The organism is Rothia sp. (in: high G+C Gram-positive bacteria) (assembly GCF_030540545.1).
GTDB lineage: Bacteria > Actinomycetota > Actinomycetes > Actinomycetales > Micrococcaceae > Rothia.
Genome location: NZ_JAUNVZ010000004.1, coordinates 135,964 through 148,428, shown reverse-complemented (window position 1 = coordinate 148,428; position 12,465 = coordinate 135,964). Strand labels below are relative to the sequence as shown.

The 12,465-nt window shown below is 53.0% G+C and carries 8 protein-coding genes; all 8 read right to left on the bottom strand.

Going from position 1 to position 12,465, the window contains the following annotated elements:
* Positions 1-203 precede the first annotated feature (203 nt).
* The 8 genes from Q4P78_RS04930 to Q4P78_RS04895 all read right to left on the bottom strand — a co-directional run bounded on the left by Q4P78_RS04930 (position 204) and on the right by Q4P78_RS04895 (position 12,189).
* A complete protein-coding gene (locus Q4P78_RS04930; RefSeq protein WP_303339239.1) occupies positions 204-1,925 on the bottom strand; it encodes an ABC transporter family substrate-binding protein in 1,722 nt (573 codons plus the stop codon).
* A 301-nt stretch (positions 1,926-2,226) separates the two neighbouring features.
* Complete coding sequence (locus tag Q4P78_RS04925; protein ID WP_303339238.1) at positions 2,227-3,531, bottom strand: MFS transporter; 1,305 nt, start codon at positions 3,529-3,531, stop codon at positions 2,227-2,229.
* Between the two features lie 604 nt (positions 3,532-4,135).
* The gene (locus tag Q4P78_RS04920) at positions 4,136-4,285 is read right to left on the bottom strand and encodes a hypothetical protein (RefSeq protein ID WP_303339237.1); all 150 of its coding nucleotides are present in this window, start codon (positions 4,283-4,285) and stop codon (positions 4,136-4,138) included.
* Between the two features lie 26 nt (positions 4,286-4,311).
* Positions 4,312-4,944, bottom strand: coding sequence for a hypothetical protein (locus Q4P78_RS04915; protein ID WP_303339236.1), 633 nt, complete (start codon positions 4,942-4,944; stop codon positions 4,312-4,314).
* Between the two features lie 232 nt (positions 4,945-5,176).
* Positions 5,177-7,225, bottom strand: a complete 2,049-nt coding sequence (locus Q4P78_RS04910) for a glucose PTS transporter subunit IIA (RefSeq protein WP_303339235.1) — start codon at positions 7,223-7,225, stop codon at positions 5,177-5,179.
* A gap of 382 nt (positions 7,226-7,607) precedes the next feature.
* Complete coding sequence (locus tag Q4P78_RS04905; protein WP_303339234.1) at positions 7,608-8,321, bottom strand: hypothetical protein; 714 nt, start codon at positions 8,319-8,321, stop codon at positions 7,608-7,610.
* A gap of 178 nt (positions 8,322-8,499) precedes the next feature.
* Positions 8,500-10,182, bottom strand: a complete 1,683-nt coding sequence (locus Q4P78_RS04900) for an ABC transporter family substrate-binding protein (protein WP_303339233.1) — start codon at positions 10,180-10,182, stop codon at positions 8,500-8,502.
* A 318-nt stretch (positions 10,183-10,500) separates the two neighbouring features.
* Positions 10,501-12,189 carry an ABC transporter family substrate-binding protein gene (locus tag Q4P78_RS04895; protein WP_303339232.1) on the bottom strand — a complete coding sequence of 563 codons (1,689 nt, stop codon included), beginning with the start codon at positions 12,187-12,189 and terminating at the stop codon, positions 10,501-10,503.
* Between the last annotated feature and the right edge of the window lie 276 nt (positions 12,190-12,465).

The following is a 12,465-nucleotide window of genomic DNA, read 5'->3' as shown; positions in this document are numbered from 1 at the left end:
TGGCATCGTGCCGTAGTGCTGGGCAGCGTTAAGCCACTGATACCCCGGTGTGTGTACACATCGGGGTATCAGTGGCTACTTATGGAGATTCAGTAGGTTTTGCAGAGGTGCTCCGGGCAAAGGTCAGTGCCGCACCGCAGCTCCCGGTGGATACCCCGAATACAGGTCAGGTAGGGGTATCCACCCTGCTGGAAAGCGGCAGATTACTTCTGCCAGCCCACCATAGTCCAGTAGGAGGCATCGTTATATGCCATCTTGAACAGGGACGGACCGTAGTTTGCCAGTCCCTTCTTGACGACCATGTACGAGGGGCCGTTACCGTAGGGGATATAGATTGCCACGCGCTCATTGTGCAGCTTCTCAGCCTTATTAGCGTTAGCCAGCTGCTCGTCACGGCTCTCCACGGTGGAGATGGAGCGGCAAATCTCATCAACCTCGGGGTCACCAATACCGCGGTAGTAGGTCGAGTCGTAGATGTACAGTGCGGTGTTGGCCGGGTCGGTTGCAATGGTCAAACCGCTGAAGACCGCAGCGTACTGCTTGGTACCGATGATGGAGTTCGAGCTTGCCACCGGCTGCACGTCATTGGTGACCTTAATACCAGCAGCCTTCAACTGACCTTCCAGAGCCTGGAAGACAGCATTGGTGATGGGGTCACTGCCGAAGGTGGTGACAGCAAATTCTGCGGTCTTGCCGTCCTTCTGGTAGTAGTCGCCGGACTTGGTGTAGCCTGCTGCTTCCAGAATCTTCTTTGCTGCATCCGCGCCCTTCTCGGGTACTGCTGCGCTGAAGTTATCGTTGTAGCCGCGCTGGAATGCCATCGCAATATTGGAACCGGGAACCTTCTCGCTCCAACCAACGGGGCTGAAGGAGGGCTTTGCCAGCTGCTCGCGATCCACAGCCGCAAAGACTGCGCGACGCAGCTGCAAATCGGTGATGGATGCAGGGTTCAGTTCCAGCCACTTCACACCGATAGACTGACCGTTACGGATTTCGGTGTTCTTAATATCCTTCACAGCCTGGTAGGTTGCAGCACCGGTGAAGCCCAGAGCGTCAATTTCATCATTCTTGATGGCTGCACGCTGTGCTTCAGCATCCAGCTGACGCCAAATAATCTTATCCAGTGCTGCCTTGTTCTCGCCCCACCAATTCGGGTTGGGCTTGAGGGTCATTACCTTAGCACTGGAGTCCCAGTTATCCAAACGGTAGGGGCCTGCGAAGTACTTATCGTCCATCTTGTTGTTAAAGCCTTCGTTGAAGAGCTGCACATCCTTCAGTGCAGGGTGTACTGCTCGTGCATAGAGGCCGTCTGTGGGGTACCACGGGGTCTTAGAGGTTGCCTTGATGTGGTACTTATCGCCATCTACAGCTTCCAGAGATGCAAGGTTCTGCCATGCCGGATCGTCGTAGAGCTGGTAACCGGCGTCAGATCCACCCTTGTAGATATCCCAGAATGCCTGAACTGCGTCAATATCAATGGGGGTGCCGTCGTTGAACTTCGCCTTCTTATTAATGCGGTAAGTTACGACCTGCACGCCGTCCTTGGTTTCAGCCTTGTAGTCGCTGATAAAGTCAGAGTTCGGCTCGGAGTCACCACGGGGAGTGGTGTTGTAGAAACCAGCGCCCGAAGGGATGTTAATGGCGCTCAAAACCTCAATATTGCTACTGGTGTAGCCGGACTGGGTCAGAGTATTAAAGTTGGGGCCCATAGCGGCGATGGAGAGGCGCAGCTCGCCACCCTGCTTCAGATTGCTGTGGGGCTGTTCGTTAATATTGATGTTCTTGTATGCTTCTTCAGCATTGCTCGCTCCGGAGCCGGAGAGGCTGCTGTTGTCCTTCTTGGAACCACATGCAGCAAGGAGACCAACAGTACCGAGAGCTACAGTACCGGTCAGAATAGTACGGCGATTTACCGAAATAGTCATGATTTTCCTCCATAAGTTAGGATGCACCCTTACGTCAGGGAAGGGAGCGTTGCTAGAACCTACCTGCAATGTAGTGTGCTAGCTCATGGGAAGAGTATATACCACTCGGAGCACTCAGTGTGAACCGGGACGCGCTTATCTATGGTTTTTATAAAATATTTATACATATGGAACTTGTTTCACTACCTGACACCCTCTAGATTCCCATGAATACGGGAAAGTTATCCTTAAAGACACACATCCCACAATGACCACATAGCGGACATTGTGGGATGTGCACCTATCGATATACCGCGGTATATTACGCTTCTACAACCTCAGCCACTTCTTTTTCAGGCTGCTCTTCACTCTCACCCTCACCCATATCGGCAAGCTTGGGCAGGGTACGCAATCCACGCTGACTGATCATCAACACAAAGGCAAGCACCATAAAGCTGGCATAGAACAGGGCGGTGTTTTCAATACCCCAGGCAACGTAGAGGAAACCTGCCAATAAGGTTGCCACAGGAGTCAGGATCATATTAGGAATACCCTGTGCAGAGTGCACGCGACCCACATACTCCACAGGAGTCGAGGCATTAATATAGCTGATAATTGCCGAGTTAAAAGCCGGCAGGGGGATACCCGCAATGAAAAGAACTGCGCTGGTTGCCCAGAAGTTTTGAGCACTGATAACACTTGCGCTGTAGCTAAGGACCATCGTGCCCAGAGCAATAATACCCAGAGTTCCCAGCGTGAAACGTTCAGTCAGCTTACCAACAAAGAAGGATCCGAGCAGGACTCCACCACCGAAGAGGCTGGCAAAGACTCCCAGCTGCCAACCGGGGATTCCTTCTTGGTTGTAGTAGTAGATAAAGCTGAGCGGCATGCCCGTTGCACCAAAGTTAGCAAAGCAGGCAACAAAGGCAATAGCAACCAGAACCTTATCTTTAAAAACATAGCGGAATCCAATTTTCAGATCTTCAAAGAAACTGACGGCTTCTTCTGCGGGTACTTCACTATCCTGACCGAGTGCTGCACGGGCTGCCTGTACATCTTTCCCACCTGGTGCAACGATCCATGCAATCAGATTGATCAAACTATGCGCCCAGGCAAGTAGTCCAATGGAGAGCGCAGCAATGGCACCAGCAATGGGGCCACCGAGCAGGTTCGCTGCGGAGAATCGAGTTTCACCCAAACCGGCAGCGTATCCAAGATCTTCAGTTTTTACCACACGAGCAATAATTGCCTGCTCGCTGGGGTAGTCGAATCGAGAGATGATTGCCGCAGCGCTCAGGATGGCGCCGAGAATCCACAGTGAAGAGATATTACCCGCCACGCAGCCTGCAATGAGTGCCCAGAAGAGCGCCTGACCGGCACAGGAAATGGCGAGGGCTCGGGTGGGCTTAATCCGGTCAACGAGAGTTCCGGCGAAAATATCAACAATCATTGCAAGAATGCTAACGACTGCCAGGAGAATGGAGGCATCTTCGGGGCGTCCAGTCATGAATACAACCATGAGCGGGATTGTTATATAGCTCATGGAGTCTGAGAGCTGGTTTGCTCCGATTGCACATGTGACCTGACGCAGCGGCTTATTATTTTTGAGCATAGTACGTGCATTCATGATGCTCACCTTTCCGTGCCGTAGACGGCACACAATAGATGGAGGTTTTGCAGCATGCACACTAATACGCGAATGAGAGCGTTAGGATCTCGTGGCGCATGAGTATATAGGGCCACCCAGCAGCGCAGCATAAACAGAGAATGTACTCAATTCATAGGCAGCTCAGCAGAAAGCGGCAATACAGCGCAAGGTTAGAGATAACGCTTAAGAGTCCCGCAAAGATATGCGGGTTAGACATAGGAAAGTAGTGTAGAAAGCGCTTCTAGTGTGCACAGATTTCAGAGATGCACAGCAGGTCGCGGGGCTGGATGCGATTGATCGGGGTGTAGATGACGAACACGATGTTCTCCTAACAATCAGAGGCAACGACATGATTGCCTGTGTGGAGCGTATGTCGGTATACGCTATGGACCCTGGAGCGAGTCCATGAGACTATAATAGACACAGGTCACATAGAGTGTCAAGGGTCACGTAATATATAGTCATATTTCCTCGGTGCCGACGATAGGCTACAGAGTTTCAGGCGCTCCCATCCAACGCATCCCCCGCTTAAAAGCCGTGGGGCGCAAGTAGCACTCGCGCCCCACAGTCTTTCACGGATCAGTTAAGAACGGTCCTTTCTATAGAACATATACCCCATAGTTGTCATAGAGGCAGCAAGCAGACCCAGATCCATATCGGCAATACTATGCACTCGCCCCATTGCCCAGGCGATGACGACATAGAACACAAACGAGATAACCCAAACCGCCACTATCCTCATCTTCACCACCCAAAATATTACTTACGACATGCCTTGTTGAAATCGGGAAGATTGCCAATCGCAAAGAATATACCGTTACAGATAAATCCACCAACTCCTCCAGTCAACAGACCAACAGGAATACAGGTCATTTCAGTTGCAGCGAAATAAGCGAATGCTGCTACCCATGCTGCAGGACAGTCAAGACCTTGAGGTAGCACAACTAAGAACTCTTCAGCATCAACAAGCTGAATATCTGCACTCGTTGTTACATATGCAGGAATCAGAAATTTCTTACCTTCAGTTTTCTGCAGGAAGTTAATCACTTGCTGCTTTGACGAGGCTGCAGCAAGAAATCTAAGATTCTCGTCAACTGCATTCTGATTTTCTGCATCACGATATAGATCCATCAGGGCATTGCTAGAACGCAACATTTCCAATTTCTCTGCAAACTCACGAGGATTACGCTGAATATCCTGCTGAATAATCTCCTGGGGATCAAGCACAGAAAAACCTGAAGCACGCAAAGCCTCATGGATACCCACTGAGTCCCCAGAAGTCGAAACATTCGAAGCGTTGGACGGACAAGAACCCGCCAGAAGCATCCAGAAGGCCAACAACAGTGCAGTTACCGCCTTTACAGAGGCGGTACTCATCTTCATGTATCGCATGATTCATCCTTAAATCAATTAGCACCATGGCTAATACTCTACGTAAGGGTCCCTACCAAGCCTCATATTTAGATTAGACCAACATCACGTCCCGTGTCAAGGGTCACGTCATAATGCCTCATATACTCGCCCTTGACCGTAGACCTCCACAGGCACTCAGAACACACTCCCCTACTTAAACACATGGGGCGCGAGTAGCACTCGCGCCCCACAGTACCCTGTAGATTTATCTCTACTTGGTGGTCACCTTAATCACGGTGTGATCAGCATCCGCCACGCCAGGCAGGCCCTGAACCTCCGCAAACTTCACGGTATTGGTCACAATCACCGGAGTGATCAGCGGGTAGCCGGCTGCCTTAATGACCTCGGGGTCAAAGACAATCAGCTCATCGCCGGGGGCAACCATATCGCCCTTCTTGACCTTCACCTCAAAGCCCTCACCGTTCAGGTTCACAGTATCCAGGCCCACGTGAATCAGCAGCTCAACACCGGACTCCAGCTTCAGACCCACAGCGTGGCCCGAAGGCAGAGTAGCGCTCACCTTAGCGGCAGCGGGAGCGAACACGGTATTGCCGCTGGGCTCAATAGCAACGCCCTTACCCAGCTTCTCACCCGCGAAGATCGGGTCGGGAACCTCGGAGAGAGCTACAGCGGTACCCTCCAGAGGAGCGGTCAGCTCGAACACCTCAGCAGCCGTAGGCTCCTCAGCTGCCACAGCGGCAGCAGCAGGCTTAGCCTCAGCTGCCGGCTCAGACGTAGCAGCTTCAGCTGCCTTTTCAGCATGCTTAGATTCAGCAGCAACATCAGCCTTAGGCTTGGACTCGTAACCGAAAAGGATCACACCAAACATTGCGCCAAAGAAGGCAATAGCCAGACCAATAATGTAGAAGAACCAGGGCTGCATTGCCGGAATGGACAGCAGGGAAGTAAATGCGAAGGCGTAAGACTTAACACCCAGTGCCGAAATGGTCATACCGCCAATAATTGCCGGAACCAGAATAATCGGGAAGACACGCTTGTAGCGCAGCACCACACCGTACAGGGAAGGCTCAGAAATACCACCCAGCAGACCGGACATGGAGGCACCAATAGCAGTCTGGCGCAGCTCGCGATCCTTAGTAGCGCGAATAGCCACACCGGTCACCACGCCGAACACAGCGAAGTTGTAGGCACCCATCGGGGACTGAATAAAGTCGAAACCATTAACCTGCAGGTTAGAAATCATGACAGCATTCAGCGGCCAGTGCAGACCCAGCGGCACCATGAACAGGTACAGACCCGCAATCAGACCACCAACAGCCCAGGGAGCAACGGTGTTAATAGCGCCCAGGAAATCAGAGATGGACTGAGCAACCAGAATACCGATCGGGCCCACCACAAAAGCGGTCAGCGGCACCAGGACCATCACAGAGATCATGGGCACGAAGACCATCTGCAGCATGTTCGGGATAACCTTCTTCAGGAAACGCTCAAGCGGTGCCAGCAGAGCGGCAGCCAGCAGCGGCGGGAAAATCTGGCCGGTGTACGAGAATGCGTACAGCGGCAGGTCAAGACCGAAGAAGGGAACATTGAGAATATGGCTATTCTTATCAGCCAGTGCAGCCAGATCGGTGAAAGTACCGGTCATCAGAGCTGCGGGGATAGCGGCACCAACCCACATATTTGCACCCAGGCGCTTAGCAGCGGTAGCACCGAGCATAATGGGCATGAAGTTCAGCACCGACAGGGACGCTGCCTTGAGGATGTACCAGAAAGCGAACTGCTGCATCCACTGCTTGTTCAGCTCGGCTGCGGCTGCTTCATCACTCAGACGGGCACCGTTAATAATGTCGATATTAACGCTCTGACCGGTCAGGTCAACATACTGGCCAAAGAAGCCCAGCTGCTGCAGGAACACGATCAGAGTCAGCACCATGGAGGTACCCAGCAGTGCCCACAGAATCGGGCGGAAGGAGTCGGAGAGTACATCGAAGACGTTGGTCAGCCAGCCGGCCTTCTTGCCATTGGCTGCTACTTCACCTTCGTCAACATTCTTCATGCTGGGCAGGTCGTGGATTTCATTGTAGACAGCTTCCACACGCTCGCCGAGCACAACCTGAGTCTGTCCGGACTGCTCGATTACGGAGAGCACACCGGGCAGCTTCTCAATCTCTTCCTTGTTGACCTTGCCATTGTCGGCGGGGGTCACGCGCAGGCGGGTTGCGCAGTGGGTAAAGTGCGCAATGTTCTCGGGGCCGCCCAGGCCCTCGAGAATCTTCTCGCCAAGTTCACGGTTTTTCACGATTATTCCTTGGATGAATATATGGATAGATAACGATGGGGCAGCGCATCGCATTGCCCGGTCACAAGCCCCGAAAAACGAAAAAGACCCGAGGTGTGCCTAGTAGCCCGTCTCTACGGCTATGCCGTATACCGGTTTTACTCTAAGCTCCTCAGGTCTTGCCTGCTTGACCAGTAACAACCCTGTGTGCTGCTCCGAAATGCCTTGTGCACGGTAAACCGGGCACTGCATTTCATCAGTACCCGGTAACTTTATCGCTTTTAGGCGTGAGGGGCAAGGTGTAGCTAAGCTTTAAGCACAGGCTCACACTAAGCTGGAATATTTTTCAGCACCTGATACTTCTCCCCCGCTGATTGTCTATCCAGGGGCTCGGGGAACCTGTCTAAAACTCCCCCGTATATAGGTCCTTAGATTTCAAATAATCTAGCATGCCGCGGTTTGATTCCAGCCAGTAGATTCTATAGAGCCCGCCCCAAGCAACCAGCATCACCATGCACGCCGCCAGGCAGAAGAGAATAAATTGAGCCAGTGCCCACCAGGGGAAGCTGGGGGCTGCGCGATCGGCAATGGTGCTGAGCATCAGCACATAGGTTGCCGCACCCAGCACGGTGCCCCAACCACTGCGCACCAGCCAGCTGATAATAATAATTGATCCGCGAAAATCCAGGGGAGGTTTAAAATTTTGTCCTCCGGCTCGCGTATCGGTTATTTTAATAACCGCCATCATGAGGATAATCAGCAGAAAAACTATCGCCGTTGACGGCAGAGCTTGCGGCATATGCCCCACCGCCCACGACTGGCGGTTAACGTGCAGACTGGAAGGCATGAGGGCAATCATCGACTCGGTACTGGAGCCATCATAGGCCCAGATATTTTTAATATAAAGATATATAGCACACAGAGGAATAATAGCTAAGGAACGTACAGCATAATCACGCGCTCTAGCGCGGTGATATATCAGGGGCTCTAATCCGCAGCCGCGTATTATGGTGCGCCGTGTACTTTCTTGAGTCCATTCATCGTCGCGGAGATTAATATTTTGAGCATTATCCTCTTTAACAGATTCTATATATTGTGCCCATCGTTGACGAATCATAGTTTCTCCTGAGTGTTACGTCTTTGTCCCTTCAGTATACCAATGTGAGCTACACCTCTGCAAATATATGCATTAGTAAGAAGATATATGACCCAGGAGCCCAAAAGGGGCGGGTTCCCCTTATGGAAACCCACCCCTTTACGCCATTGACAGCGTATCTAGACTAGAGATACGTCTATTACTTCTGCCAACCAACCTTGGTCCAGTCGATGGTCTCAAAGAGGAACGCACCATAGTTCGCCAGGTCCTTCTTGCAGACCACGAAGTTCGGGCCGTTGAACAGGGTACCCATGACGGACACCTCGTCCATGTGCTTCTTCTCAATGTCGTTGCACAGTGCGGCGCGCTTTGCGTCGTCCTTTTCGACCTGCATCTTCTTGATCATCTCGTCAATTTCTGCGTTACCCACGCCGTTATTATCGGTGCTCAGGTAGAACTGTGCGGTTGCAACGGTGGGGTCTGCGGATACGCCGTAGCCGGAGAGAGCCACGTGGTATTCCTTATTTGACATCACCTTGGAGAAGTTCGTGGGTGCCTGGGTGTCCACCTCGCAGTCAATACCCACCGCCTGCATATTCTTCGCGAAGGTCTGCGCGGTTGCGGTGTTCACTGCAGTGTCGCCGAAGACGGTGAAGGAAATCTTCAGGGGGTTGCCGTCCTTGGCGTAGTAGTCGCCGGACTTGGTGTAGCCTGCTGCTTCCAGCACCTTCGCCACGGCGCTCTTTGCGTCGCCATCGGGCTTGGGGTAGTTATCGCGGTAGTTCTTGCTCAGCGGCAGCTGAATCATGGAGCCGGAGAGCTTCTCTTCGTAGGGCATGTTCTGGAAACGGATCTTTGCCAGTGCCTCACGGTCAGTACCCAGGAAGATTGCCTTGCGCACTGCTGCGTCTTCAATCTTCTTGGGGTTGAGCATCAGACCACCAGCGAAGAGGTACTGGCCCTTGCGGGTATCGGTACCATTGGTGCCGTTGAGCTCGGTGTAGCTTGCCGCGCTATTTGCAGCCATGGCGTCCAGCTCGCCGTTCTTGAATGCTGCTCGCGCTGCGCTCAATTCCATGGAGCGGAAGTTAATCTTGGAGAGCATGGGCTTATCTCCCCACCAGTTCTCGTTGGGAACCAGGGAGAGAACCTTAGCGGAGGTATCCCACTTCTCCACCTTGAAGGGGCCTGCTGCCAGCTCGGAGTGGGGTTCGTTCACAAAGCCGTTGTTGAACAGTTCCTTATCCGTCATCTTGGGGTGCATGATCAGGCTGAAGATTTCGGAGACCGGATAGTAGGGGGTGGAGAAGGTGACCTTGACCTTCTTGGTGTCGCCATCTACCGCCTCAACGCTCTCAATCTGAGGGTACATTTCCGGGGTCAGAATCTTGTAGTCGCCCGCAGCAACGCGCTTAATCTGCCAGGTAGCCTTGAATGCTTCAACGTCGAAGTCGGTACCGTCGTTGAACTTAGCCTTGGGGTTCAGGGTGTAGGTGATGACCTGCTTGCCCGCTTCTTCGCTCTCTTCGCATGCCTGAACGAAGTTGGTGTTCAACACGGGGGTGCCGTCGTACTTAGAGATCCATGCGCCCGCGGTGTAGACCGGGGAGAGGGCGGTGCGAATATCTGCAATACCACCGGAGAGGGACCACTGGTTAAAGTCGGAGCCCATAGCGGTCAGCGCCAGATTCAGCTCGCCACCGTTCTTGAGTGCGGAGACGGGCTGCTCGTTAATGTTGAAAACACTCTTCACATCGGTGTTTTCGTCCAGGCTCTGCTTTGCCTCGGTGTTCTTCTTGCCACAGGCTGCCAGCAGACCTGCTGCGCCCAAAGCTGCGGAACCACCCAGTACGGTACGACGGTTAACAATGTAGCTGCTCATGCTACTTCTCCTTGGCTGTACGAGGATACCGCTCTGTACCGCGGTATCTCTCAAACTGTGAAAGATAGTGAGTGTTAGAGGGTATCTCCGCCTGCGGGCGGTCTTTCTCCTAACATGCACGTTTATACACGGCTTTAAGCACCCCCGCACTCTGCGGGGGTGCTTAATCTCAGCATACGGATTAACTCTTTATGGCAACTTTTTCAGTGCCCACGGATATTCCGCACGTTTGACCGGGCGAGCGCAGGAGGCGGGGGCGGCGAGCTCGGGCAAACACTATGCCGTTGCCCCGCTGACCTGCGGCTCATGCACCGGGGTTTACTTCATCCAGCCGATCTTAACCCAGGGAATCTGAGCGTTACGTGCGTAGAGGAAGGAACCGTAGTTCGCCAGCTTTTCCTTGACGATCACGTAGTCCGGGCCGTTGAAGGAGGTACCCAGGGTGCAGACCTCGTCCATATGCTTCTTCTCGATATCATTGCACAGCTGGGCGCGCTTAACGTCGTCCGGCTCGGTGAGCATCTTTTCGATCATGGCATCAATCTCTGCGGTACCCACACCATCGTTTTCCTTGCGGTAGTAGAACTGCTTGGTGCCGATGGTCGGGTCGGAGGACACGCTATAACCGGAGAAGGTAATATCGTAGTCCTTATTACCGACGACCTTGGAGAAGGCGCTATTGGGCTGCTGGTCAATGCCGCATTCAATGCCAATTTCCTTCATATTCTGCACGAATGCCTGAGCCATGCTGTTGTTCACAGCGGTATCGCCGAAGATGGTGATGCTGACCTTGACGTTCTTGCCGTCCTTTGCGTAGTAGTCACCATTCTTGGTGTAGCCTGCGCCTTCCAGGATCTTCTGTGCCTGGGAGACGTCCTTGGTTTCTACCGGGAAGTTGTAGCGGTAGTTCTTGTTGAAGGGCATCATAACCATCGAGCCGGAGACCTTTTCCTTATAGGGTAGGCCCTGGAAGCGAATCTTACCCAGGTTCTCACGGTCGGTACCGACGAAGATTGCCTTGCGCACCTTCTGATCCTCAACACGCTTGGGGTTGATGTTCAAACCGCCCGCAAAGAGGTACTGGCCCCTGCGCACCACGGTGCCCGCGGTGTCCTTGAGCTCGTTGTAGCCCGCGGCGGTGCCGGTAGCCACGGCGTCAATTTCGCCGTTCTTCAGTGCTGCACGAGCTGCCTGGGGTTCCATCTGGCGGAAGATAATCTTATCCAGCACGGGCTTATCGCCCCACCACTTCTCGTTGGGTACCAGGGTCATAACCTTCTCACCGGTGTTCAGGCTTTCCAGCTTGAAGGGACCCGAGCAGTATTCGGGGTGCGGGTTATTCACATAGCCATTGTTGAACAGCTCAGGGTCGCGCATGGACGGGTGCATAATTTCGCTAAAGAGGTTCTGCACGGGGTATGCGGGTTCCTTACAGACGACCTTCACGTGGAAGTTATCGCCGTCAATGGCTTCAATGCTCTCGATCTTGCCGTAGAGCTCGCTGCCCTCAATCTTCCAGGGGCCTTCTTCATCCCGCTTAACTTCCCAGGTGGTGCGCATAGCGTCAATATCCACGGGGGTGCCGTCGTTGAAGACTGCCTGCTTGTTCAGCTTGTAGGTCAGGATTTCCTTGGAGCCTTCAATCTTCTGCTCGAAGGATTCGCAATATGCCTTATTCAGCACTTCCGAGCCGTCCGGGAGGGTCTGCCAGAAGCTGGCGTTACGCATGGGCGACATAACGGTGGAGGTGTACGAGCTATTGCCCGATGCGGACCAGGTATTAAAGTCCGGGCCCAGCGCGGTAATGGACAGAACCAGGGTGCCACCCTGCTTCAGAGCCGAAACGGGCTGCTCGTTAATATCGTAGAGCTCCTTAATATCGGTGCTGGAGTCGGCGATATTCTTCGTCTCTTCGTTGTTCTTCTTGGCGCAACCTACCAGCAGGGCAGCGGCGCCTGCGGTTGCGGTGCCAGCCAGAGCGGTACGGCGAGTAATTGCGTGAGTCATTGCTCCTCCTTGGGGCAGAAAGTCCCATACTTTCTTCTACAGAGTTGATGTGGGTTCCCACTGACACGAGTGAGTTCCATATCACTATTATAGGGGCATTTCTGCAAGAATTTAGGAGTTTCAGCAAATATTTCACCGTAATTGACTATTTTTTACGGAATATGACATTCATGTTATGCATAGATAAACATTAAGGCGAGTCACACTTCCACTCTGCGGACTATCGAATGGTAATCCGCAAAGCGGTCGTATAACTCGCCTCAATATCTCTAGATT

What these genes read in the sequence shown, in the direction of transcription:
- Q4P78_RS04930 (WP_303339239.1), bottom strand. Translation starts at nt 1,925, where the DNA reads ATGACTATTTCGGTAAATCGCCGTACTATTCTGACCGGTACTGTAGCT.
- Q4P78_RS04925 (WP_303339238.1), bottom strand. Translation starts at nt 3,531, where the DNA reads ATGAATGCACGTACTATGCTCAAAAATAATAAGCCGCTGCGTCAGGTC.
- Q4P78_RS04915 (WP_303339236.1), bottom strand. Translation starts at nt 4,944, where the DNA reads ATGCGATACATGAAGATGAGTACCGCCTCTGTAAAGGCGGTAACTGCA.
- Q4P78_RS04905 (WP_303339234.1), bottom strand. Translation starts at nt 8,321, where the DNA reads ATGATTCGTCAACGATGGGCACAATATATAGAATCTGTTAAAGAGGAT.
- Q4P78_RS04900 (WP_303339233.1), bottom strand. Translation starts at nt 10,182, where the DNA reads ATGAGCAGCTACATTGTTAACCGTCGTACCGTACTGGGTGGTTCCGCA.
- Q4P78_RS04895 (WP_303339232.1), bottom strand. Translation starts at nt 12,189, where the DNA reads ATGACTCACGCAATTACTCGCCGTACCGCTCTGGCTGGCACCGCAACC.